The organism is Paenimyroides aestuarii (assembly GCF_024628805.1).
GTDB lineage: Bacteria > Bacteroidota > Bacteroidia > Flavobacteriales > Flavobacteriaceae > Flavobacterium > Flavobacterium aestuarii_A.
In genome coordinates this window covers 1,036,017-1,059,145 of the sequence record NZ_CP102382.1, presented here as the reverse complement: position 1 = coordinate 1,059,145, position 23,129 = coordinate 1,036,017, and the positions used below count along the sequence as shown (strand labels likewise).

At 37.6% G+C, this 23,129-nt stretch carries 22 protein-coding genes and 1 pseudogene; 7 read left to right on the top strand and 16 right to left on the bottom strand.

Annotation, left to right across the window (positions count from 1 at the left end):
- Nucleotides 1-27: 27 nt before the first annotated feature.
- Nucleotides 28-1,713, top strand: a complete 1,686-nt coding sequence (locus NPX36_RS05015; protein WP_257500319.1) for a glutamine--tRNA ligase/YqeY domain fusion protein — start codon at nucleotides 28-30, stop codon at nucleotides 1,711-1,713.
- Nucleotides 1,714-2,158: 445 nt separating this feature from the next.
- Here the strand turns inward: NPX36_RS05015 and NPX36_RS05010 are convergent.
- Both NPX36_RS05010 and NPX36_RS05005 read right to left on the bottom strand, forming a co-directional pair.
- Nucleotides 2,159-2,390: pseudogene (locus tag NPX36_RS05010) on the bottom strand (Arm DNA-binding domain-containing protein); the annotation flags it as partial.
- Between the two features lie 305 nt (nucleotides 2,391-2,695).
- Complete coding sequence (locus NPX36_RS05005; protein WP_257500318.1) at nucleotides 2,696-4,132, bottom strand: dicarboxylate/amino acid:cation symporter; 1,437 nt, start codon at nucleotides 4,130-4,132, stop codon at nucleotides 2,696-2,698.
- Nucleotides 4,133-4,290: 158 nt separating this feature from the next.
- On the opposite strand from NPX36_RS05005, the gene NPX36_RS05000 reads away from it, so the two are divergent.
- The 3 genes from NPX36_RS05000 to NPX36_RS04990 are packed head-to-tail and all read left to right on the top strand — an operon-like array spanning nucleotide 4,291 to nucleotide 5,279.
- Complete coding sequence (locus tag NPX36_RS05000; protein ID WP_257500317.1) at nucleotides 4,291-4,671, top strand: YtxH domain-containing protein; 381 nt, start codon at nucleotides 4,291-4,293, stop codon at nucleotides 4,669-4,671.
- Between the two features lie 9 nt (nucleotides 4,672-4,680).
- Nucleotides 4,681-5,025, top strand: a complete 345-nt coding sequence (locus NPX36_RS04995) for a hypothetical protein (RefSeq protein ID WP_257500316.1) — start codon at nucleotides 4,681-4,683, stop codon at nucleotides 5,023-5,025.
- A 5-nt stretch (nucleotides 5,026-5,030) separates the two neighbouring features.
- Complete coding sequence (locus tag NPX36_RS04990; RefSeq protein ID WP_257500315.1) at nucleotides 5,031-5,279, top strand: DUF6327 family protein; 249 nt, start codon at nucleotides 5,031-5,033, stop codon at nucleotides 5,277-5,279.
- 27 nt (nucleotides 5,280-5,306) lie between these two features.
- Here NPX36_RS04990 and NPX36_RS04985 read toward each other — a convergent pair whose 3' ends face one another.
- The 4 genes from NPX36_RS04985 to NPX36_RS04970 all read right to left on the bottom strand — a co-directional run bounded on the left by NPX36_RS04985 (nucleotide 5,307) and on the right by NPX36_RS04970 (nucleotide 9,027).
- Nucleotides 5,307-6,293 (bottom strand): SPFH domain-containing protein, encoded by a 987-nt coding sequence (locus NPX36_RS04985; RefSeq protein ID WP_257500314.1) that lies wholly within the window; start codon nucleotides 6,291-6,293, stop codon nucleotides 5,307-5,309.
- A 60-nt stretch (nucleotides 6,294-6,353) separates the two neighbouring features.
- Nucleotides 6,354-6,836 carry a hypothetical protein gene (locus NPX36_RS04980; RefSeq protein ID WP_257500313.1) on the bottom strand — a complete coding sequence of 161 codons (483 nt, stop codon included), beginning with the start codon at nucleotides 6,834-6,836 and terminating at the stop codon, nucleotides 6,354-6,356.
- A gap of 203 nt (nucleotides 6,837-7,039) precedes the next feature.
- Nucleotides 7,040-8,554: a glutamate--tRNA ligase gene (gene gltX, locus NPX36_RS04975; protein WP_257500312.1), complete on the bottom strand. Its 1,515-nt coding sequence runs from the start codon at nucleotides 8,552-8,554 to the stop codon at nucleotides 7,040-7,042.
- 89 nt (nucleotides 8,555-8,643) lie between these two features.
- The gene (locus NPX36_RS04970; RefSeq protein ID WP_257500311.1) at nucleotides 8,644-9,027 is read right to left on the bottom strand and encodes a winged helix-turn-helix transcriptional regulator; all 384 of its coding nucleotides are present in this window, start codon (nucleotides 9,025-9,027) and stop codon (nucleotides 8,644-8,646) included.
- Between the two features lie 122 nt (nucleotides 9,028-9,149).
- Here NPX36_RS04970 and NPX36_RS04965 point away from each other — a divergent pair, with 122 nt between their 5' ends.
- On the top strand, nucleotides 9,150-9,917 hold the full coding sequence (locus NPX36_RS04965) for a hypothetical protein (protein WP_257500310.1): 768 nt from the start codon (nucleotides 9,150-9,152) through the stop codon (nucleotides 9,915-9,917).
- 1,503 nt (nucleotides 9,918-11,420) lie between these two features.
- Here the strand turns inward: NPX36_RS04965 and NPX36_RS04960 are convergent.
- From NPX36_RS04960 to NPX36_RS04945, 4 genes are read right to left on the bottom strand one after another with little or no spacing between them, the layout of a single operon-like run.
- Complete coding sequence (locus NPX36_RS04960; protein ID WP_257500309.1) at nucleotides 11,421-12,464, bottom strand: alpha/beta hydrolase; 1,044 nt, start codon at nucleotides 12,462-12,464, stop codon at nucleotides 11,421-11,423.
- Nucleotides 12,465-12,476: 12 nt separating this feature from the next.
- On the bottom strand, nucleotides 12,477-12,854 hold the full coding sequence (locus NPX36_RS04955) for a DUF2255 family protein (protein ID WP_257500308.1): 378 nt from the start codon (nucleotides 12,852-12,854) through the stop codon (nucleotides 12,477-12,479).
- Between the two features lie 6 nt (nucleotides 12,855-12,860).
- Nucleotides 12,861-13,355: a cupin domain-containing protein gene (locus NPX36_RS04950; protein ID WP_257500307.1), complete on the bottom strand. Its 495-nt coding sequence runs from the start codon at nucleotides 13,353-13,355 to the stop codon at nucleotides 12,861-12,863.
- 1 nt (nucleotide 13,356) lies between these two features.
- Entirely contained in the window at nucleotides 13,357-13,935 is a 579-nt protein-coding gene (locus tag NPX36_RS04945) for a sugar O-acetyltransferase (RefSeq protein ID WP_257500306.1), read from the bottom strand.
- Nucleotides 13,936-14,374: 439 nt separating this feature from the next.
- Between NPX36_RS04945 and tnpA the strand changes: the two genes are divergently transcribed.
- Nucleotides 14,375-14,854 carry an IS200/IS605 family transposase gene (gene tnpA / locus NPX36_RS04940; protein ID WP_257500305.1) on the top strand — a complete coding sequence of 160 codons (480 nt, stop codon included), beginning with the start codon at nucleotides 14,375-14,377 and terminating at the stop codon, nucleotides 14,852-14,854.
- Between the two features lie 176 nt (nucleotides 14,855-15,030).
- Nucleotides 15,031-15,852 carry a helix-turn-helix domain-containing protein gene (locus NPX36_RS04935; RefSeq protein WP_257500304.1) on the top strand — a complete coding sequence of 274 codons (822 nt, stop codon included), beginning with the start codon at nucleotides 15,031-15,033 and terminating at the stop codon, nucleotides 15,850-15,852.
- 93 nt (nucleotides 15,853-15,945) lie between these two features.
- Here the strand turns inward: NPX36_RS04935 and NPX36_RS04930 are convergent, their stop codons facing one another.
- The 6 genes from NPX36_RS04930 to NPX36_RS04905 all read right to left on the bottom strand — a co-directional run bounded on the left by NPX36_RS04930 (nucleotide 15,946) and on the right by NPX36_RS04905 (nucleotide 23,032).
- Complete coding sequence (locus tag NPX36_RS04930; RefSeq protein WP_257500303.1) at nucleotides 15,946-16,236, bottom strand: DUF3861 domain-containing protein; 291 nt, start codon at nucleotides 16,234-16,236, stop codon at nucleotides 15,946-15,948.
- A 1,575-nt stretch (nucleotides 16,237-17,811) separates the two neighbouring features.
- On the bottom strand, nucleotides 17,812-18,642 hold the full coding sequence (gene ygiD, locus NPX36_RS04925; protein ID WP_257500725.1) for a 4,5-DOPA-extradiol-dioxygenase: 831 nt from the start codon (nucleotides 18,640-18,642) through the stop codon (nucleotides 17,812-17,814).
- 60 nt (nucleotides 18,643-18,702) lie between these two features.
- Nucleotides 18,703-19,548, bottom strand: coding sequence for an SDR family oxidoreductase (locus NPX36_RS04920; protein ID WP_257500302.1), 846 nt, complete (start codon nucleotides 19,546-19,548; stop codon nucleotides 18,703-18,705).
- Between the two features lie 12 nt (nucleotides 19,549-19,560).
- Nucleotides 19,561-20,085 (bottom strand): YceI family protein, encoded by a 525-nt coding sequence (locus NPX36_RS04915; RefSeq protein ID WP_257500301.1) that lies wholly within the window; start codon nucleotides 20,083-20,085, stop codon nucleotides 19,561-19,563.
- Nucleotides 20,086-20,129: 44 nt separating this feature from the next.
- Entirely contained in the window at nucleotides 20,130-20,705 is a 576-nt protein-coding gene (locus tag NPX36_RS04910; RefSeq protein ID WP_257500300.1) for an ester cyclase, read from the bottom strand.
- A 1,493-nt stretch (nucleotides 20,706-22,198) separates the two neighbouring features.
- Nucleotides 22,199-23,032, bottom strand: a complete 834-nt coding sequence (locus NPX36_RS04905; RefSeq protein ID WP_257500299.1) for a helix-turn-helix transcriptional regulator — start codon at nucleotides 23,030-23,032, stop codon at nucleotides 22,199-22,201.
- Nucleotides 23,033-23,129 lie beyond the last annotated feature (97 nt).

Here is a 23,129-nt window from a genome sequence, read left to right as displayed (position 1 = left end):
ATCTTTGCATATAAAGTTAGAAAAACAATGTCAACAAAAGAAAAATCACTGAATTTTATAGAGCAAATTATTGAAGAAGATTTAAAAAATGGTTTGCCACCAAATAAATTACGTTTTCGTTTTCCGCCCGAGCCTAACGGATATTTGCACATTGGGCACGCATCATCGATCTGTTTAAACTTTGGTTTGGGATTGGATTACAACGCACCTGTTAATTTGCGTTTCGATGATACCAACCCTGCAAAAGAAGAACAAGAGTTTGTTGATGCCATTAAGCGCGATGTGGAATGGTTGGGTTTTAAATGGGATAAAGAACTATACGCTTCTGATTATTTTCAGGAATTGTATGATTGGGCGGTTCTTTTAATCAAAAAAGGAAAAGCGTATGTTGATAATTTATCGGCAGACGAAATCGCAAAACAAAAAGGAACACCCACGCAGCCCGGAGTGCATTCACCAAACCGCGACCGTTCGGTGGAAGAAAACTTGGATTTGTTCGAGCGCATGAAAAACGGCGAGTTTGCCGAAGGCGAATATATTTTGCGAGCAAAGATAGATATGGCATCACCTAATATGCTAATGCGTGACCCAATTATGTACCGCATCATCAATGCATCGCACCACAGAACAGGCGCTAATTGGAAAATTTATCCAATGTATGACTGGGCTCATGGAGAAAGCGATTATATCGAACAAATTTCCCATTCGTTCTGTACCTTAGAATTTTTACCGCACCGCGAATTGTATGATTGGTTTTTAGATCAGATTTATGATAACGAAAAAGTTCGACCAAAACAGCGCGAATTTGCCCGTAGAAATTTATCGCACACAGTGGTTTCCAAACGTAAATTATTACAATTGGTAAACGAAAAACACGTAACCGGTTGGGACGATCCGCGCATGAGCACCATTTCTGGTATGCGTCGCCGTGGATACACACCTGCTGCCATTCGCAACTTTGCCGATACCATTGGAATTGCAAAACGCACCAATTTAATCGATGTGTCGCTGTTAGAATTTTGTGTGCGCGAAGATTTAAACAAGATCACCGATCGCGTAATGGCTGTTTTAGATCCAGTGAAATTAGTAATCACCAATTATCCGGAAGGACAAGAAGAATGGTTAGATGCTGAAAACAATCCGGAAGCAGAAGAATTAACCTATAGAAAAGTTCCTTTTTCAAAAGAATTATATATTGAACGTGAAGATTTTAAGGAAGATGCCGACAAGAAATTTTTCCGTTTAACCTTAGGAAAGGAAGTACGTTTAAAGAATGCTTACATTATTCAAGGAGAAAGCGTTGTGAAAGATGCAAACGGAAACATTACCGAAATTCATGTAACCTATGATGCAGATTCTAGATCGGGAAGCGGAACAGAAGCATCTAAACGCAAGGTGAAAGGAACCATTCATTGGGTTTCGATTCCGCATGCTGTGGAAGCCGAAGTGCGTATTTACGACCGTTTGTTTACACACGAAAATCCTGATGGAAACAAAGAAGTTGATTTTAAAGAATACATCAATCCAGATTCTTTAAAAGTGATTACAGGCTATGTAGAACCTAGCTTAAAGACGGCTGTAAGCGGCGATAAATTCCAGTTTCAACGTTTGGGTTATTTTGCTGTTGATAAAGATTCAACAACAGAAAAATTGGTGTTTAACAAAACCGTAGGATTGCGTGATACGTGGGCAAAAATTGAAAGTAAAGAGTAAGTTTTTTTATAAATGAATGAAAATCCCAGCTATAAGTTGGGATTTTTTGTTTGTAAATATAATTTTACTCATTTCTAATTAAGCCTGCAAGGTGCTATTTGACCTTGTAGGTATGAATTATTGAAAATATAGAGCTACAAGGTTTATAAAACCTTGCAGCATTAAAAAAAACAATTATAAAAATACAGTTATAAAAGCACGGATTGCAAATCCGCGCTATCGGACTATATTCCAGAGCTGTTGCTCTAATATTTTCTTCTGTTCTTCCGACATTGAAATAAGCTTTATTTGATTAGGGATTTTTAGTCCTTAAGAATCCACTAAAATAGTAAACTTTTAGATTTTAAACATTATGCTTGATGTAAAAATGAGTGCAGAAAATAAAATAATCTGAAAGGAACTATTCGTAGAATTAAAAAATAACCTATCTGCTTTCAATACCCAGACGTATCTTGTCAAGTTTACCGTTTACCTCTTGGGCTTCTCGACTTTTGCCTAAAACCCTGCCGTACTTCAAATCCCAATTTATTGTGGAAATATCCAGCTTGGTGCTGAATGCAGACTGCTTGCCGTTTACGGTAATCCTGCACATAACCGTAACTTTTCCGTTTTTCTTCGGGGGCATTCTTTTTAAGGTAGAAAAGAACCTTAAACGTTGTTTTTTTTGTCGTTTCCATACTCACAATTCTTAATGATAAAATTAAACCTATGTGAACTACGGAACAATATGAAAAACTATGCAAAAAGTTGAAATACAGATTTTTATAACGATTATTTCGGATATTTAAAAGTAACGTTTTAGTAACCTTACTTTTGCCTAACCTCGCTTTTTTCTGCTTTTTACCTCATTACCAAAAAATCAAAAAACGATTGTAAAGCCTTTATTTACAATCGTTTTCCCTGTTATTAATCTTTGATGTATTTTTACTGAAAATTTATTTTAAAAAAATCTGTGAGGTATTCATAATAATGAAAGATTTTTCTAAACCTCATCTAACACTTCATCTGTCAATCGGTATGGAGCTTCTTCGTCAAATTCTTTTTCCCATTTGGCCACCACCACTGTTGCCAAACAGTTACCGATAACGTTTACCGATGTTCGTGCCATATCCATTAATTCATCAATCCCTAAAATAGCGGCAATGATGAACACCGGCAATCCAAATTGCTCGGCAGTGGCAATTAACACAATCAATGAAGCACGCGGAACAGCCGCCACCCCTTTTGATGTAATCATTAAAGTAAAGGCAATTCCTATTTGCTGTCCAATATCTAAATTCATACCTGCGGCTTGTGCCACAAATATTGATGCCAGTGACAGATACAACGATGTGCCATCTAAGTTAAAACTGTAACCCGTAGGTATTACAAACGATACAATTTTTCGTGGCACACCAAACTTTTCCATAGCACTCATGGCTTTTGGCAAAGCAGCATCGGAACTTGTGGTGGCAAAAGCAATAGAAACAGGTTCTTTTACTGCCTCGATAAACTTTTTTATAGGTATTTTTAAATAGAGCATGACCGGCACAAAAACAAGCAACATAAAAAGAAGCAGTGCCAAATAAAGAGAACCTAAAAGCATGAATAGGTTTTTAAGAATATCTACGCCTAAATGCCCAACTGTGTATGCCATTGCTGCTCCTACACCTATTGGTGCAAAATACATAATGAGGTTGGTGAATTTAAACATGGTTTCCGACAAGCTTTCAGTGAAATCAACCAAAGGTTTACGTTTTTTTTCTTCAACCATTGCTAAGCCAATTCCAAAAATAACCGAAAAAACAACTACTTGCAGCACTTGGTTTTCATACATAGATTTCACGATGTTTTCTGGAAACAAATCGTAAATAAAATGCGCAAATTTGTATATACCATGCACATTTTCTGGTAAATGTTCTAAAGCTGCATCGGGTGCTTTTGTTGCCGGAAGTTCTTCTTGAGGCATGCTTTGCAAATCGATCCCCTCACCTGCTTTGGTAATATTAATCACTGCCAACCCAATAAAAATGGCGCATGATGTGGCACAAAAGAAATAAAGCATTGATTTCCATGCCATTCTTCCCACTTGTTTTAAATCTGAATGTCCTGCTATTCCATACACCAATGTTGCAAAAATAATAGGAGCTACGATTGTTTTTACCAATTTTATAAATCCTTTGCTCAATGGCTGCAAGGCTACTGCTGCATTGGGAAAATCGATTCCAATAAAAACCCCTAAAATCATACATGTTATAATCCATGTGGTGAGGTTTTTTCTTGCAAAACCATTTAATATCAGCATAAGAGCTACTATCCAACGAACAGCAATCATAAAGCTGGGCGAAATGGCTAAAACATCAAATTCGTATAAAAAAGTAATAATTATTGCTAGTGTTACAAAAACTGTAGTTAATATTCCTAATTTGCTTTTAAACATGTGTGTTTGGTAAAATGTTGAAAAGCAAATATAAATAGATTTTTTGGGGTTATTAATCTACAAGCAATTAAATTTTAACCGGTTGTTAACAGCTTTTTAAAAAAAATTGCGTAACTTTAATTCTAAATAAATCATTAATTAAAAAAATAAAATTTGTTATGGGAAAAACAGGAAACACATTAGTAGCGATTTTAGCAGGTGCAGCAGTTGGTGCTGTTGCTGGCGTTTTATTGGCACCTGAGCAAGGTGAAAAAACGAGAAAGAAAATCTCTGACGGATTCAAATCAGGAACAGACGATTTGAATTGCAAAATGGATGAATTGAAAAATCAAGTGAAGAGTTTAATTTCTTCTAGAAAAGGAGATTTTGAGTCGTCGTTCAATTCCTTATTAAACAAGGCTGATGACAAAAAAGAAGATGTCATTGCTAGTTTAGAGCGCAAGTTGGCTGAATTAAAAGGACAAGCTTCTAATGCAGTTGATAAGGCAAAAGATATGACTAACAAGGCTGCAGACAATATCAAGTCTGAATTAAAGTAATTTATGGGTTTGAGTGAAGAACTAAAAAATAATCTTCATGAAATAAAGTCTGAAGCCAAAGCTTACTTAGAAACCAATATCGATTATTATTCGTTGTTAGGTTTCAAAGTATCAGCAAAAGCTACAGGCTTTATTTTAAAAATTTTTGCTTTAAGTTTATTTGCTGTTTTATCACTGTTTTTCTTGTCATTTGCTGCAGCATTTGCCATTGGAAAAGCTTTAGACAGCAACACATTTGGTTTTTTAATAGTAGGAGGATTCTATATTTTGGTTGCAATTATAATTTATAATCTTCGCAAATCAATTATTGATATTCCTGTTCTTAAAAAATTTTCTAAAATCTTTTTTGACTAGTGCTTATGAAAACAAAATACACCTCATACGAAGAAGTTAACAAAGAACTAGAGATTCTTAAACTTGAACGCGAAATCAGCATTCGGAAGATAGGAGTTAATGCAGAAAATACTTTAGAACTTTTTTCGCCTAATCGATTAATTACGCAAGGTTTAACTTCGCTTGGCAATTCGGTTAAGCATTCTAAAGGCATTAAATCCTTAGTTTTATCAACAGTTTTTAAATTTATATTTAATAAGATATTTAAAAAATAACACCGCTGATTAGCGGTGTTATTTTTTTTATTCTTCGGTGGTGCTTTGTGAAGGAAAATCGGATTGCGGAGGGATATTTCGTTTGGGTTTATAACCTTTCTCTTTCATCGACGATTTCTTCATTGCCTCGCCTACTTGATTACTTGCCGTGAACGATGCCACCATATTGTTGAGCATATCGCTACCCGCTTGTGGTGAATTAGGCAATAAGATAAGGTTTGAATTGTTTTCTGCACCAATTGATTGTAAGGTATCATAATGCTGCGTTACCACAATTAAAGCCGATGCTTCTTGCGAATTGATTCCTACTCTGTTCAATACATCAACCGACTCTACCAAACCACGGGCAATTTCGCGGCGCTGATCTGCAATACCTTGTCCTTGCAAACGTTTCGATTCTGCTTCTGCTTTTGCTTTTGCAACAATTCTAATACGCTCTGCTTCTCCTTCATATTCGGCAGCTGTTTTCTCACGATCGGCAGCATTAATGCGGTTCATTGCATGTTTCACTTGCACATCTGGATCAATATCGGTGATCAACGTATTAATAATATCATAACCATAAGTTACCATGGCATCGTTCAATTCGCGTTTCACAGCTATTGCGATATCATCCTTACGCTCAAAAACATCGTCTAATTTTAATTTTGGAACTTCAGCACGTACCACATCAAAAACATATGAGGTGATTTGATCATGTGGATATTCTAATTTATAAAAAGCTTCGTACACGCGTTCCTGTACCACTTTAAACTGTACCGAAACCTTCATTTTCACAAACACATTGTCTTTTGTTTTGGTTTCAATAATCACGTCTAATTGTTGAATGCGCAAATTTAGCCGACCTGCAACGCGGTCAACAACCGGGATTTTCATTTGTAAACCCGAATTTCGGATAGATTGGTATTTTCCGAAACGTTCTATAATCACAGCTGTTTGCTGTTTTACAGTAAATAAGGAAGATGCAATTATAAAAATAATTACAGCAGCAATAATGTAAAGTGTAAAATCCATTTTGAATTGTTTTTTTGGGAAGATATAAAAAAAACCTCTTTTTTCAAAGAGGTATAATTGCTATTTTTTAACAAAAGATAATTTAACGGTTCCCCCTTCTAAAAGGCTTAAATATTGTTCATATTCTGGAAATTGAGCTTTTATAATCGGTATATAAGCCGAAATATCACTTTGTATTTCCATCGATGTCTCGGTTTGCGCGGTAATTGTTCCGTTTATTTGATAGCCCAAAACGTTTAGTGAAACATTGTTTCCGCTTTGTTGAAAAGCATTTGCATATTCGGTAACTGTACAATTTGCTGTTTCGTGTCTAAAAAACACCGCACTGCTGGCTGCAGTAAACTCTAAATAGTCTTTTGGGCAGCTTTCTGTGTGTGGGTAATCTAAGGTATATAAAGGAGCTATTTTTACCAATTGAATGGTTGTTGGTTCCCATTTACCTTGAGTACTGCTCACTGGTGGGTCTTCTTTTTTATCATCGGATCCGCAAGAAGCAAAAAGAATGGCCGAAGCAGCTATAAAAAGAAAAAGGATTTTTTTCATAATTTACTGATTTATATTGAAGTAACTAAGGTAACAAAAAAAATCCCATTTTTAGGGAATGGGATTTAGAAAAATTTAGAAAAAAATTGTTGTTGTTGATATGAAAAAAATATCATAATGTAATTAACACTTGGGCATTAGTTAATCACATTTCAAAGATAGAACTAATATTTTAATTACAAAATACAAAAGTGTTAAAATTATTATTTTTTAAAATTATTAATTGCATTGTGCAATCTTTGAACAGCTTCATCTTTACCTAATAAGGCAATAATTTCAAACAAATCAGGACCTTTCATGGCTCCAACCATCGCTATACGAAGAGGTTGCATAATTTTGCCCATTCCTAATTCGTTTTCCTGAATCCAATTTTTTACAGCCGTTTCAATTTCTTTTGCTTCAAAAACTTTAACATTTTCTATCACAGAAATAATTTGTTGCATGAAGTCAGAAGTATCTTCTTTCCAATTCTTAGCTGCTTTTTCTTCGTATTCTTTAGGTGTAACAAAGAAAAAATCGCTTAAATGAAACAAATCGGTAGTTAAATTTGCACGATCCTTAATTAATCCAATGATTTTTTCGATTTTATGATCGTCAACTATAATTTGTTTTTCGTTTAAAACCGTTTTTAAATAAGGCAACAAGTCTGCGTTTTCTTTTTCAATGAGGTATTGATGGTTGAACCATTTGTTTTTTTCAGGATCAAACTTTGCACCCGATTTATTTACACGCGATAAATCAAACAATTTGATTAATTCATCCATTGAAAATAATTCTTTGTCGGTGCCATCGTTCCAACCTAAAAGTGCTAAAAAGTTCACAACCGCTTCAGGAAAGAAGCCTTGTTCCCGATATCCCATTGATTTTTCGCCAGATGCTGTTTCCCAATCTAACGGAAAAACAGGGAATCCTAATTTATCGCCATCTCGCTTAGATAATTTGCCGTTTCCAACGGGCTTTAATATCAATGGTAAATGTGCAAATTCGGGTGCGTCCCATCCAAAAGAGCGATACAATAAGTAATGCAATGGCAAAGAAGGCAACCATTCTTCTCCTCGAATCACATGTGATGTTTGTTGCAAATGATCATCTACAATATTGGCCAAATGGTAAGTGGGCATACCGTCAGATTTATAAAGCACTTTATCGTCTAGCAAACCGGTATCAAAAGTAACTTCTCCCCGAATCATATCGTTTAAAGTTAATTTTTCTTCGATGGGCATTTTAAAACGAATCACATACGGATCGTTGTTAAACAATCGTGCTTCTAATTCTTCATTGGTCATATTCAGCGAAGTGTTTAAAGTTTCGCGAACCGAATGATTATAAATGAATGTGTTACCGTTTGTTTCGGCATTTTTTCTAAGGGCGTCCAATTCCTCAGAAGTATCAAAAGCATAATAAGCAAAACCTTTATGAACTAAATCAAGTGCATATTGTTGGTATAAATCTTTGCGATCGCTTTGGCGATAAGGTCCAAATTGTTCGTTTACGCCTACGGTTTCATCGGGTTCAATTCCCAACCATTTTAAAGCTTCAAAAATATATGCTTCCGCACCCGGCACAAACCTGCTTTGATCGGTATCTTCTATCCGCACATAAAAAACACCTTGGTTTTTCTTGGCAAATAAATAATTAAATAGCGCAGTTCGCACACCGCCTATATGCAGCGGACCGGTGGGGCTTGGGGCAAATCGAACACGTACTGGTTTTGTCATCTTCTTCGTAATTTTTTCCAAAGATAAAAAGTTGTCGGCGTTTATTGGTACATGTTTTTTGTTTTTATTCGCAGCTTTAAGAAAAATTTTTAATTTTCAGCCTTCCTTCTCGGCTCCAAAACCTGTTCAATTCCCCATTGACTTAGCATGTTGAAAAGCGGTCGCAAACTTTCGCCCTTATCGGTTAAGGTATAAATGACTTTGGGCGGCACTTGTGCAAACACTTCTCTATGAACCAAGCCGTCGCTTTCCAATTCGCGCAATTGTACGGTCATCATGCGTTTGCTACAATCGGGCATCATGCGTTGCAATTGCCCAAACCGATTCACATCAACAGAAATAAAATACAAAATCAAAGGTTTCCATTTGCCTCCAATGAGTTTTAGCGTTGCACTCACAGGACAACCACCATATTTTTTGATGTTTTCGACCATATTGGCAAAGCGTTCAGATTTTTTTTCTTCTTCTTTCATTTTTTATGTATTGATTTTCAGTAATAGTTACTTTTTTTAAACTATCTATCAAAAATGTAACTACTTGATTTAATTGATATTAGTATGCAAATTTGCAAAATAATTTTTAAATCAAGATACCCATGTTCAAAAAAAGAATTTCTGTTAAAAAAATAATGTTCACCGCCATTTCGGCAATGGCATTAGTCAGTTGTTCCACATCAAAAATGAATAATCATTCTAAAAATCAAAAAAGTATGAAACCAGTGTATGAAATCGCCATTAATCAGGCAAAAGACGGAAATGTTGAAAATTTCCTTAACACAAGAGCCAAATTTGTAGACGTTTTGGGTAAAGAAGAAAACACCTTAAACGAAGGCAAATGGCAACCGTTTTTTACGGTGGATGAAAGTTTGAAATTGGATGAAATTTTAGTCGGAATGACCCATTGGAACTCGATGCAAGGATTTGGCGAAACGGCTATGAAATTGTTGCCACAACAGGTTTCTAAAGATTATTTTGCAAGCTTCAATCCGTTGGCTTATGGTTTGTTAGAAACGGTTGATGGCGAACCATTTGATATGGAAACCATTAAAAAACAAGGCAATGTGATTGAATTTGCTATCAGAAAAGGAAAAACTGCCGATGCTTTTGGAGCCAAAAGAGAAGCGTTTTTCAAATCGCTTGAAAAGTATGAGGGCTACAAATTTGCACGTGAATTCAAGTTTTATGAATTGGGTGAAAACGGAATCCCCAAATTAGCCGAAAACACGCAAGCGGTGATTATTGTTTGGGAAAATTCAGAGCAATTTCAAGCAGCCGCAAATCCGATATTTGGCTCTCAAGAATATGCAGATTTTGCCAATTTAATCGAGGTGCAGTCCTATTTCGCAACCTTCGCAACAAAGTAATTAATTCGTAATCAAATTTTTAAACTAAAAATACGAGCCTGTTATTGGGCTCGTATTTGTGTTGAAAGACTTAAAATTTAAATCAACTGAATTGATGATTTTTGAATGATGAATTTTGAGTTATGAATTATGAGTGTTGAATTAATTCCAATCATAAATCCCAAATCCGAATTCGGCAATTATTTTTAACAGAGCGCTCCTCTGGAGCTTTTTCACATATATATAATTTGTTTCACCACCCAAGATTCATTATTACCCATTCATCAATACGAAATCATAAATCAAAATTCATCAATCGCCATTCCAGCTCCGTAGGAGCCTAACTGTTAATAACAAACACAGATAGCATGGGAAAGCTCCGTAGGAGCGACCTGATAATCAATTCTTCAAAATAATTCCGAATTCATCAATCCGCAATCAAGATTCTGCCATCATCAATCTGCAAACTACAATTATATTTAACAGACCGCTCCTACGGAGCTAGGAAATATTCGCCTCTTTGAGGCTATTAACAGGGCGCTCCTCTGGAGCTATGCTTCATACTAACTTTCGATTCTATGAACAGAGCGCTCCTCTGGAGCTATCCTAAATTTATATAATTTGTTTCACCACCCAAGATTCATTATTACCCTTTCATCAATCCGAAATCATAAATCAAAATTCATCTATCCGAAATCCTCAATCGCCATTCCAGCTCCGTTAGGAGCCTAACTGTTAATAATAAACACAGATAATACGGAAAAAAGCTCCGTAGGAGCGACCTGATAATCAATTCTTCAAAATAATTCCAAAATCATCAATCTGCAATCAAGATTCCATCATCATCAATCCGAAATCCACAATTATATTTAACAGACCGCTCCTACGGAGCTAGGAAATATTCGCCTCGATGAGGCTATTAGCAGGGCGCTCCTCTGGAGCTATGAAATTTTCGCCTTATTTAAGGCTATGAAAAGACCGCTCCTCTGGAGCTATGTTTGCATACTAACTTTCGATTCTATGAACAGAGCGCTCCTTTGGAGCTATGCTGCATTTATATAATTTGTTTCACCACCCAAAAATCATAAATCAAAATTTACTAATCCGCATTCATCATTCCTCAATCCGAAATCCTCAATCGCCATTCCAGCTCCGTAGGAGCCTAACTGTTAATAACAAACATGAATGTCACAGAAAAAGGAAGCTCCGTAGGAGCGACCTGATAATCAATTCTTCAAAATAATTCCGAATTCATCAATGCGCAATCAAGATTCTGCCATCATCAATCTGCAAACTACAATTATATTTAAAAGACCGCCCCTTTGAAGCAATGCTTGTGATGAATTTCCAACTCAAAACTCACTACTCAAAACTCCCTACTCATCAATCCTAATTCCGAATTCATCAATCTAAGTTCCGCAGTCGCTATTTCAACTTCGTAGGAGCTACCTGCTCAACCGTAAAAACAAAAAGCAACAGCGTTTCCACCATTGCTTTTATTCATTATAATTTCAATTCAAATGATTACTTCAAATTTCCCTTGAAAAAGTGCTCCAATTTTTCAAACGGAATCATATCCAATTTGTCATACAAGTCGGTGTGCACGCCATTCGGAATAATCATCAATTCTTTCGGTTCAGAAGCGGCTTTATACGCATCTTCACTAAAGTATTTGGAATGAGCATTTTCACCTGCAATAATGAGCATTGGCCGTGGCGAAATCTCTTTGATGTATGTCAAAATTGGCATATTCATAAACGATAAACTGTTGGTCGCTGTCCACGCACCATTGGAATTGATAGAACGCGCGTGAAAACCTCGTTCGGTTTTGTAGTAATCATAATATTCTTTGACAAATTGTGGCGAATCATCGTTGGTTTGTCCTAATCCGTTTTCGGGATACGTTGGCGTGCCATTGGTGGCATCTTCCCAGCGTTGCAAACTCATTTGTGTTAACATTTTGGTACGTTGTTCGGGCGTTGTACTTCCAAAATAACCTTCGGCATTTACCCGCGACATATCGTACATACTGGTTGTTGCCACTGCTTTTACACGTTTGTCAACCGCTGTAGCGTTCAAGGCAAAACCACCAAATCCGCAGATGCCGATAATCCCCAACTTGTCTCTATCTACATTTTCTTGTAAACCAAGAAAATCGATAGCAGCACTAAAATCTTCCGTATTAATATCTGGCGAAGCCACATTACGAGGTTCACCTCCACTTTCGCCGGTATAGGATGGGTCAAATGCCATCGCCACAAAGCCACGTGCAGCCATTTGATTGGCGTACAAGCCAGATGACTGCTCTTTCACTGCACCAAATGGACCACTGATGGCCAAGGCCGGTAAATTGTTTCCGCCGTTTTTGGGCAGGTATAAATCGCCTGTTAGTTCAATGCCGTAACGATTTTTAAAGTGTACTTTGGTGCGGGTGACATTTTCATTGAGTTCGAAGGTATAATTTTCTGTGTGGTTCATTTTATCTGAAGTTTTATTGATTGTTGATTGTGCATAGCCCAAGCCTGAAAACAGCAGTGCTAACACCGTGATAACGCTTAATTTTTTCATTTTTTAAATAGGTTATTGTGGAGAAATTTTCACTGTTGCCGCTTTAGCCTCTTCGCGAATCATTGAGCCGAGATATGGGCTATTGCTGTATTTTTCGCGATAGGCGGCATCTATTTTCGATTGAAGTTCTTCCTTGTTATTAGCCGCCTCAAAGACAACATCTTTCACCATTCCTGCAGCGTGAATTTGTCCTGCTTTTTGCTGAATGGCAGATTGGTACCAGCGACCCATTGTACCGTTGTAGGCACGCACATACAATTCGCCTTCAACCACCACTTCCCAAATCCACGTAGGTGTGCCATAGGTTTTTCCATCGGCTCTTAAAGGCGATATTTTCAAATCGTCGGCGGTATTGATTTTGTGTAATATTTCAGTTTTAAATTGTTTCATTTTGAATTATTTTTTTGGTTGATATTGTGCATCCGTAACGGCTTCTTGCCAATCTACAATGCCTTTTTCTGTATTGGGCACGATATAAATTTGTTGCAAACCTACTTTTGCACTGGCTCCATGCCAATGCCTTACGTTGGGCGGACATTGCACCACATCGCCTTTTTTGATGGTTTCAACAGGCTGTCCTTCAATTTGATGATAACCCACACCATCTGTGATGATGAGGATTTGTCCCGATGGATGGCTGTGCCAATTGCTGCGTGCACCTGGCATAAAATATACGTTTCCTGCGGCAGTGGTAAATACTGAATCCAGCTCAAATCCAAAATTGTGGGCATTTCCTGTAAACAATTCAGATGGCCCTTTTTGTCCTTTTGGAAAAATGGCGTTGGTGGTCATTTCGTCTGTTTTCATTTCTTGTTCTTTTGTTGTTTGCTGGCAGGCGAAAATTCCCATAACGGCGATAATCGCTACCAAAAATTTTGTGATACGTTTCATATTAATCCTCATTTATAAGGTCTATTTGTTTGATAATTTTTGCTGGTGTTCCGCCGACAATCACATTATCGGGCACATCTTTAGAAACCACTGCACCAGCTGCCACGATTGAGTTTTCGCCAATTGTTACGCCTTGTAAAATGGTGGCATTGGCACCAATCCACACACCTTTTTTAATATGGATAGGTTGTGATTGTAATCCTTGTCGTTGGCTAGGTTGTATGGAATGCCCTTCGGTGAGCAAATTCACATTGGGGGCAATAAACACATCGTCTTCAATAGTGATGCCCCCCCAAGCCAACATTGTGCAGTTAAAATTGATAAACACATTGTTGCCCAATAGGAGGTGTTTACCATAATTGGTATGAAATGGTGGAAAAATAGCGACTGTTTCATCTACTTTTTGACCAACCAATTCACTTAACAAGCTATTAATTTCTTCAGGATTTGCCGTTTGATTGATTTGTTGACATAAGGCGATGGATTTGTAGGATTCTTCCCGCAATACATGCCTTTCTGGATGGTTGGGTGCAATGTGTGCACCTGCTCTTAATTCTTTAAATATGTTATGTTCTGACATTTGCTTTGAATTTATATTACAAAATTACACCAAGCAAATAGGTTTTATGTTACATAAATATCGCCATACATGTCAAATATTACGTATTTTAGCAATGAGAATGAATGATATAATAGATAAATGAAATTTTTTTATGGTAAACAGGTCGCTCCTCTGGAGCTATGCTGCATACAAACTTTCGATTCTATGAACAGGTCGCTCCTCTGGAGCTCACGACTCCCAACTCAAAACTCAAAATTCAGCAATCCTCAATCGCCATTCCAGCTCCGTAGGAGCCTAACTGTTAATAACAAACATGAATAGAAAGGGGAAAAGCTCCGTAGGAGCGACCTGTTAATCCCAGCTTCGTAATTTGTAATCGAACAGAAATCTTCCATTGATTTGCTAATCATTACATTAAAAAAATATTATACATTTATATTTACCAAAATAGAAAGCTATGGCAAATACCTATTCGCAAATTTATATTCAAATTGTTTTCGCTGTTAAAGGTCGTGAAAATCTCATTTCACCAAAAAATAGGGAAGAATTACAACAATACATTACCGGAATTGTTACAAAACGTAATCAAAAACTGTTCGCTATTTATGCGATGCCTGACCATGTGCATATTCTTGTAAGTATTGCACCTGACATTTCTGTTTCAGATTTAGTAAGGGACATCAAGGCAGGTTCATCGAAATTTATCAATGATAGTAAATGGATGAATGGAAAATTTAATTGGCAGCATGGATTTGGAGCGTTTTCCTATTCTAAAAGTAGCGTTGATAATGTTGTGAAATATATTTTAAACCAAGAAGAGCATCATAAAAAGAAAAATTTTAAAGAAGAATATTTAGATTTTTTACAAAAATTTGAAATTGATTACAACGAAAAATATTTGTTTAATTGGGTGACTGATGAAAAAAATGAGAATTAGGTATTGTCAAGACGCACCTGCAGCGCTAGGAACTGTTCGCCTCTATGAGGCTATGAACAGGACGCTTCTACGGAGCTATTTCAGATTTAATTAATTTGTTTCGCCACCAAAGATTCATCATTCTACATTTATCAATCAACAATCAAAACGCATGTTTTCAAACAAAGGACAATTTTATGGAGATACAGACCATTCAACATATTGAAATAAGACAAGAATCTGATTTCCCCACACAATTTTTCCGTTTGTACCACACCCATTTGTTGTGCGAAAAAGGGAAGATTTCATTTTTATTCAATGACCAAAAAATGGAATGCATAGAAGGTGAATTTTTATTCTGGTTTGCCGAAAGTCGCTTATCTGGATTAGAATTTTCACCCGATTTTAAAGCCCAAGTCTTGTTGGTAGAAAAAGCCTATTTAATGGACAATGTCCCTGACCAAAGTTGGAGCATCGACGCCCAATTACATTCGCGTACCTATCCTGTGAAAACGGCCCTAACCGAAGTAGACAGAACCCGCATTCGCACTAATTTCCAGCAGCTATACCACCAATTTACACAAGAAAATCATCGGTTTTACGAAGAGATGCTACGCCTACAAACACGACAATTTATCCTAGAAATGTGGCATACATTTGCCAACGAATACGAACGCCGAAAACACAGTTTGCAAACAGGGAATCTGTACGAACGTTTTATGAAATTAATTCCAGAACACTGTATGACACAGCGACAAGTGCAATTTTATGCCGACCAGCTGCACATCACACCAAAACACCTTAACTATTTATGCAAAACACATTCTGGCGTAACAGCATCGGCGTGGATACAGCGGTTCGTAAAGGAACGCATCATTATTTTATTGCAAAATAAACACCTCAATAGCACAGAAATAGCTCACCAAATGGATTTTAGCAGCAATTCATTTTTTACCCGATATGTGAAAAAACTTTTGGGCGTTACACCCACAGAATTTCGAGAACGAATGGAAAGATGAAAAATTGTAGATGTATGATTTAACTCCGAAATCTGAATTCCTCAATCCGAAATCCAAAATCCGCAATCATCAATCAAGATTCTTCAATCCCAATTATTGACTTTTTAATTTCTTCATAAACGCCGCCATTTGCGGTCCCAATTCCTCAAAAAGCGGATGCTTTCTATTCTTCAAAAGCACTTCCGTAAACAGCTTCAGCCCAATGACAAATTCCGTAGCCGTCTTTTCCTCTTCAAAAACCGACTTCGATTTTATGCGATCCACAATGTCAAAAATATCATCGTGATTCTCAAAATCAAACTGTAATTCCTCTTTCCGTTTCACCCCCGATTTATCCTCCAACGCACTTAAAATCAGACTATATGTGTAATTTTTTTTATTCATTTTTTAATTTTTTTGGGCGTGTCCCCGGCGCAAATAATCCGATGATAACTTCAAAATTCACGTCGCCGCCGGGGTCGGGCTATCCGCTCTATCTTTTGCTCCGCTACGCTCCACAAAAGGATGCCGCTTCTATCCCTCACGCAAATTCCTTTAACAATATTCAATTATTAAATGTTAAATTAGATAGAATCATATCCCAATTCGTCATTCAAAAATCATCAATCCGAAATCCACAATTATTTTTAACAGAACGCTCCTACGGAGCTCAGAAATGTTCGCCTTATTTGAGGCTATTAACAGGGCGCTCCTCTGGAGCTATGCTTCATACTAACTTTCGATTCTATGAACAGAGCGCTCCTTTGGAGCTATGCTGCATTTATATAATTTGTTTCACCACCCAAAAATCATAAATCAAAATTTACTAATCCGCATTCGTCATTCCTCAATCCGAAATCCTCAATCGCCATTCCAGCAGCGTAGGAGCCTAACTGTTAATAACAAAAACAGATAATACGGAAGGAAGCTTCGTAGGAGCGACCTGATAATCAATTCTTCAAAATAATTCCAAAATCATCAATCTGCAATCAAGATTCCATCATCATCAATCCGAAATCCACAATTATTTTTAACAGACCGCTCCTATGGAGCTCGGAAATGTTCGCCTCTTTGAGGCTATGAACAGGTCGCTCCGCTGGAGCTATGTTTGCATTTTCGATTCTATGAACAGAGCACTCCTCTGGAGCTATCCTAAATTTATTTAATTTGTTTCACCACCTAAAATTCAACAATCTGCATTCATCCATCCTAAATCCTCAATCGCCATTCCAGCACCGTAGGAGCCTAACTGTTAATAACAAAAACAGATAATACGGAAGGAAGCTTTGTAGGAGCGACCTGATAATCAATTCATCAGAATAATTTCAAATTCATAAATCCGCAATCTATATTCCATAATCATCAATCCGAAATCCACAATTATTTTTAACAGAACGCTCCTACGGAGCTCAGAAATGTTCGCCTCTTTGAGGCTATTAACAGGGCGCTCCTCTGGAGCTATGCTTCATAATAACTTTCGATTCTATGAACAGAGCGCTCCTCTGGAGCTATCCTAAATTTATATAATTTGTTTCACCACCCAAGATTCATTATTACCCATTCATCAATCCGAAATCATAAATTAAAATTCATCAATCCGAAATCCTCAATCGCCATTCCAGCTCCGTAGGAGCCTAACTGTTAATAACAAACATGAATGTCACAGAAAAAGGAAGCTCCGTAGGAGCGACCTGATAATTTATTCTTCAAAATAATTCCAAAATCATCAATCTGCAATCAAGATTCCATCATCATCAATCCGAAATCCACAATTATTTTTAACAGAACGCTCCTACGGAGCTCAGAATTGTTCGCCTCTTTGAGGCTATTAACAGGGCGCTCCTCTGGAGCTATGTCACATACTAACTTTCGATTCTATAAACAGGGCGCTCCTCTGGAGCTATGCTGCATTTATGTAATCTGAATCCCAACTCAAAACTAAAAACTCCCAACTCAAAACTAAAAACTAAAAACTCACCACTAAATTGCATCAATCTTAAACGAGGTCATTGTCAACGAGCCCGCCACAGGTTTGTCATTGAATAAGGTAATGCTATCATTTTCTTCTTTCAAAGCCAAAGCATACAACATCGGCAAATAATGTTCGGGCGTAGGAATCGCCAAGTCAAAAGCCGTTCCTTGCGATTTAAAATCTATTAATGGTTGGTGGTTGCCATTCAAAATGTATTTTTTCATCGTTTCGTTGGCTTCCGTAGCCCAATCGAAGGCAAATTCTTCATTCAATTTATTCCAAGCTACTTTTCGCAAATTATGCACCATATTACCACTGCCTATAATCAATACGCCTTTATCACGTAAACGATTGATTTGTTTTGCCAAAGCATAATGGTACGATGCAGGCTGCGTATAATCTATACTCATCTGGATTACCGGAATATCGGCATCGGGATACATATGTTTTATTACGCTCCACGCACCGTGGTCCAATCCCCATTTATCATCCAAACCTACTTCGGTAGTAGTAATCAGCTGTTGGGTTTCTCGGGCAAGTTCTGGATTTCCGGGTGCGGGATATTGCACATCGAACAAAGCCTGCGGAAAACCCCCAAAATCGTGAATGGTTCTGGGGTTTTGCATGGCTGTTACAAACGTACCGCGGGTTTCCCAATGTGCCGAAATACACAAAATGGCATTGGGTTTTTGAATTTCTCTACCCACTTTTCGGAATCCTTGTACAAATTCGTTTTCTTCGATGGCATTCATCGGACTGCCGTGACCCAAGAATAATACAGGCATTTTGGCTGTATTATTCATAGGTGCGGTCATTTTTTCTAAATCTTTTAATTTCATCGTTGCTCCAATTATAGGTAATATGGCCATAGATTTCAAAAAATCACTCCGTTTCATCGATTAATGAAGTGCTTTTGTGAGTGCTTCTTGCAAAGTCGTTGTCGGTCTGCCAATCAAGTCGCGTAATGTATTTCCTTCGTCAGATAAATCGCCATTTGCAGTTGCGGTATGCGTTCCGGCATAAAAAGCGGCAACAGGTTGAGGCATTCCGGCTTGTTCCAGTGCATTGGCAAATTCATTTTCGGGTAAATTCACGTACGGAATTTCCTTTTTGCTCACCACTGAAAGTGCGTTAGCATATTCCTGCATTGTAAACGATTCTTCGCCCGAAAGTTCATATGTTTTTTGCGTATGGGCATCTTCTGAAAGTACTACAGCTGCAGCTTCGGCATAATCTTCTCGCGAAGCTGAATTGATGCTTCCATTGCCTGAAGCTCCATACAAGGTGCCTTGTTTTACAGTGTCTTGGGCGGTTTCAGTATAGTTTTCGGTGTACCAGCCATTGCGTAAAATGGTGTAATCAATACCCGAAGATTTCAAGGCTTCTTCTGTTTGCAAATGTTCTGGTGCCAATGCCAAAGTAGATTGGTCTGCCTTTAACAAACTGGTGTACACAAGGTGTTTTACGCCGGCTTCTTTGGCTGCATTGATAACGGCTGAATGTTGCTCAAATCGTTTGCCAATTTCATTGCCCGAAATCAATAATAATTTGTCGATACCTTGTAAGGCTGTGGCCAAATTTTCAGGTTGATTGTAGTCGAATGCTCTCGCTTCAACGCCTAAGTTGGCTACTTTTTCTGGTGTTCTAACCAAAGCGACGATATTTTCTGCCGCTGTTTTTTCTTTTAACTTTAGTATGGCCCAATTGCCTAATTTTCCTGATGCTCCGGTGATTGCTATTTTCATTTTGATTAATTTTTATTGTTTAACAAATTGTACTTCTGCATTAATTTTAACTTCATTGCCTACCATAACGCCTCCAGCTTCAAGTGCGGCATTCCAGTTTAAGCCAAAATCCTTACGGTTTAATGACCCATTGATTGAAAATCCTGCTTTTTCATTGCCATATGGATCTTTCATAAAACCTCCAAATTCGGCTTCCAGACTTACTTCTTTTGTGATGCCTTTCATCGTGAGATTTCCCTTTATTTGATAGGCATCTTCAGCCAATTTTTTGACAGCTGTGCTTACAAATGAGATTTCTGGGAATGCTTCTACTTCAAAGAAATCAGCACTTTTTAAATGTGTGTCTCTATCCTTATTATTTGTAGAAATAGAACCTGCATCAATAGTAACTGTGATGGTCGATTGTGTGAAGTCTTCTCCATCGATTGTGGCATTGAACGTTGTAAATTCACCTTTTACATTTGAAATCATTAAGTGTTTTACTTTAAAGTTGATTTCGCTATGTGCTGGGTCTAAAACCCAAGTATTTTGTGACATAATTTTTAATTTTAGTATTGATTAAATAGTTAATAGTTGACGTATTATTGGGCTAGACCAATTTGTTTCATAAATGATTGGTTGTCGTAGAATAAGTATTCTTCGGTCATTTTTGAACCATCCCAATGTGCAATGGTCGCCATACGCAGTTTAAATTTTTTACCAGTTGGAGGAATGGTTTTGCCATCGCCTATGGGCATTGGTTCTGTAAACGTACCTTCCAGCTCTCCTATAACGGCTGTCCAATCGCCAGTGCCAAATTTTACAGGATGCTTTTCTATCCGTGTGTCTGGGGCGAATACAAACATTGGTTTTAAATCGTTGATATGATTGGGGAATAATCCCTCTGAAATGCTCCCATCTGCATTGTAAACTACGATGTCGTCTTTATGACTATGACTGAAATTTTCCCAATCTTGATTGGTATAATAGTTAAAGTCTAAGGTGTCAAACGCTACCAATCGTTTTTGTGTTATGGCTTCAGCATCTTTATATGCTTGTAGCTCGGTTTCTAATGCCTCAATTTTTGTTTGAAGCTCTGATGCATTGTTTGAACAACTTGTAAACAGTGTCACTGCAGAGGTGAAAACAATGGCTGCTAATCCTAATTTTACATTCATTTTCTTCATTTTTTTCTTTGTTTTAATTTGATAATACAAAGATGAGAAGATGACAGAAGAGAAAATTATACTATTCGGTAGTTGAATGGTAAGATTCGGAAATGGCGTGGTTTTGTTGTACAAAATTCACCCTAAACTCTTCGATTATAGGATTTAATCAAGATGAAATTTTAACAGACCGCTCCGCTGGAGCTTGGAAATGTTCGCCTCTACGAGGCTATTAACAGGTCGCTCCTCTGGAGCTATGCTTCATACTAACTTTCGATGTTATGAACAGGTCGCTCCTCTGGAGCTATGTCGGATTTAATTAATTTGTTTCACCACCCAAGATTCACCACCCAAGATTCATCATTCAAGATTCATCAATCGCCATTCCAGCTCCGTAGGAGCCTAACTGTTAATAACAAACACAAATAGTACGGAAGGAAGCTCCGTGGGAGCGACCTGATAATCAATTCATCAGAATAATTCCAAATTCATAAATCCGCAATCAAGATTCCGCCATCATCAATCTGCAATTATATTTAACAGACCGCTCCTACGGAGCTCGGAAATGTTCGCCTCTACGAGGCTATTAACAGGGCGCTCCGCTGGAGCTCGGAACTGTTCGCCTCTTTGAGGCTATGAACAGGGCGCTCCTATGGAGCTATTTCATATATATAATTTGTTTTACCACCCAAGATTCACCACCCAAGATTCACCACCCAAGATTCACCACCCAAGATTCATCATTCAAGATTCACCACCCAAGATTCATCATTCAAGATTCATCAATCGCCATTCCAGCTCCGTAGGAGCCTAACTGTTAATAACAAACACAAATAGTACGGAAGGAAGCTCCGTGGGAGCGACCTGATAATCAATTCATCAGAATAATTCCAAATTCATAAATCCGCAATCAAGATTCCGAAATTATCAATCCCGATTATTTTTAACAGACCGCTCCTACGGAGCTCGGAAATGTTCGCCTCTACGAGGCTATTAACAGGGCGCTCCTATGGAGCTATTTCAGATTTAAATAATTTGTTTCACAACCCATGATTCATAATTCCGCATTCTTCATTCATTATTCCACATTCATCATTCCGAAATCATCATTCATCAATCGCCATTCCAGCTCCGTAGGAGCCTAACTGTTAATAACAAACACAAATAGTACGGAAGGAAGCTCCGTGGGAGCGACCTGATAATCAATTCATCAGAATAATTCCAAATTCATAAATCCGCAATCAAGATTCCGCCATCATCAATCTGCAATTATATTTAACAGACCGCTCCTACGGAGCTCGGAAATGTTCGCCTCTACGAGGCTATTAACAGGGCGCTCCTATGGAGCTATGCTGCATACTAACTTTCGATTCTATGAACAGAGCGCTCCTATGGAGCTTTTTCACATGTATATAATTTGTTTCACCACCCAAGATTCATCATTCCTCAATCATTCCTCATTCATAATTCATCAATCCGAAATCATCAATCTACAATTCTTCAATCTAGGAAATGAGCGTATTACGCATTTCGTCACGGAAAGAACTGGGTGATTGTCCCGATTTCTTTTTGAAGACCTTTGAGAAGTATGAATTTTCGCTATAACCCAGCTCATAGGCAATTTCAGAAATGGTTTTATCGGTAGAAATGAGGAGGTTTTTAGCTTCGATGAGCTTACGCGTCTCGATGATTTCAGAAACGCTTTGTTCTACTATTTCTTGACAAATTAAATTCAGGTTTCGACTGGTCATAAACAATTTTTCGGCATAAAATTCTACGCCCACCGGTCGGCGATAGTTTTCTTCTAAAATGCTTAAAAAGTTGCCAAATGAAAGGTGTTGCGTTTTGTGATTGTCGTTTTCTGTTGGCAGCATTTTCTTGCGTTCTGCCTCAATCATACTCAAGAGAACACTCAACAATTGTCTTATAATGGCAAAATCGGGTTGTTTTTGCTGGTTTTCTTCAAAAATAAGTTCACTGATGCGCATCAAACGTTGGAAACACTGTTCCCGTTCGAATTGGATGTTAGCCTGATGGTGATACAGTGAATACAACTGAAAGGTGGTTTCGGGAATGAACTCGCTTTTAAACCGAATGCCCCAAATTTCACACTTTCCATCTACCGCTTTGGGCAATACTCGATGTACTTTCCCTTTGGTGACAAAGCTCACAAATGGTGCCTGAATTTCGGTGGTTTCAAAGTCGATAAAATGCTCCAATGCACCTTCAATCCCAATGAGTAATTCCTCAAAATTGTGGTTGTGTGGCTCGTTGGGTACTTCTGAAATTCGCTGCGCCTCTTCAGCATTTACCTTAAATATGTGAAAGAGTTGGTTCATTATACGTTTGGTAAACAAAAATTCTTTCACAAATATACGAAAGGCTTACAAACACTTTTAAGGTGTAGCTTTTTTAAGTGTTGAATTAATTCCAATC

What these genes read in the sequence shown, in the direction of transcription:
- NPX36_RS05015 (WP_257500319.1), top strand. Translation starts at nt 28, where the DNA reads ATGTCAACAAAAGAAAAATCACTGAATTTTATAGAGCAAATTATTGAA.
- NPX36_RS05005 (WP_257500318.1), bottom strand. Translation starts at nt 4,132, where the DNA reads ATGTTTAAAAGCAAATTAGGAATATTAACTACAGTTTTTGTAACACTA.
- NPX36_RS05000 (WP_257500317.1), top strand. Translation starts at nt 4,291, where the DNA reads ATGGGAAAAACAGGAAACACATTAGTAGCGATTTTAGCAGGTGCAGCA.
- NPX36_RS04990 (WP_257500315.1), top strand. Translation starts at nt 5,031, where the DNA reads ATGAAAACAAAATACACCTCATACGAAGAAGTTAACAAAGAACTAGAG.
- NPX36_RS04985 (WP_257500314.1), bottom strand. Translation starts at nt 6,293, where the DNA reads ATGGATTTTACACTTTACATTATTGCTGCTGTAATTATTTTTATAATT.
- NPX36_RS04980 (WP_257500313.1), bottom strand. Translation starts at nt 6,836, where the DNA reads ATGAAAAAAATCCTTTTTCTTTTTATAGCTGCTTCGGCCATTCTTTTT.
- gltX (WP_257500312.1), bottom strand. Translation starts at nt 8,554, where the DNA reads ATGACAAAACCAGTACGTGTTCGATTTGCCCCAAGCCCCACCGGTCCG.
- NPX36_RS04970 (WP_257500311.1), bottom strand. Translation starts at nt 9,027, where the DNA reads ATGAAAGAAGAAGAAAAAAAATCTGAACGCTTTGCCAATATGGTCGAA.
- NPX36_RS04965 (WP_257500310.1), top strand. Translation starts at nt 9,150, where the DNA reads ATGTTCAAAAAAAGAATTTCTGTTAAAAAAATAATGTTCACCGCCATT.
- NPX36_RS04960 (WP_257500309.1), bottom strand. Translation starts at nt 12,464, where the DNA reads ATGAAAAAATTAAGCGTTATCACGGTGTTAGCACTGCTGTTTTCAGGC.
- NPX36_RS04955 (WP_257500308.1), bottom strand. Translation starts at nt 12,854, where the DNA reads ATGAAACAATTTAAAACTGAAATATTACACAAAATCAATACCGCCGAC.
- NPX36_RS04950 (WP_257500307.1), bottom strand. Translation starts at nt 13,355, where the DNA reads ATGAAACGTATCACAAAATTTTTGGTAGCGATTATCGCCGTTATGGGA.
- NPX36_RS04945 (WP_257500306.1), bottom strand. Translation starts at nt 13,935, where the DNA reads ATGTCAGAACATAACATATTTAAAGAATTAAGAGCAGGTGCACACATT.
- tnpA (WP_257500305.1), top strand. Translation starts at nt 14,375, where the DNA reads ATGGCAAATACCTATTCGCAAATTTATATTCAAATTGTTTTCGCTGTT.
- NPX36_RS04935 (WP_257500304.1), top strand. Translation starts at nt 15,031, where the DNA reads ATGGAGATACAGACCATTCAACATATTGAAATAAGACAAGAATCTGAT.
- NPX36_RS04930 (WP_257500303.1), bottom strand. Translation starts at nt 16,236, where the DNA reads ATGAATAAAAAAAATTACACATATAGTCTGATTTTAAGTGCGTTGGAG.
- ygiD (WP_257500725.1), bottom strand. Translation starts at nt 18,642, where the DNA reads ATGAAATTAAAAGATTTAGAAAAAATGACCGCACCTATGAATAATACA.
- NPX36_RS04920 (WP_257500302.1), bottom strand. Translation starts at nt 19,548, where the DNA reads ATGAAAATAGCAATCACCGGAGCATCAGGAAAATTAGGCAATTGGGCC.
- NPX36_RS04915 (WP_257500301.1), bottom strand. Translation starts at nt 20,085, where the DNA reads ATGTCACAAAATACTTGGGTTTTAGACCCAGCACATAGCGAAATCAAC.
- NPX36_RS04910 (WP_257500300.1), bottom strand. Translation starts at nt 20,705, where the DNA reads ATGAATGTAAAATTAGGATTAGCAGCCATTGTTTTCACCTCTGCAGTG.
- NPX36_RS04905 (WP_257500299.1), bottom strand. Translation starts at nt 23,032, where the DNA reads ATGAACCAACTCTTTCACATATTTAAGGTAAATGCTGAAGAGGCGCAG.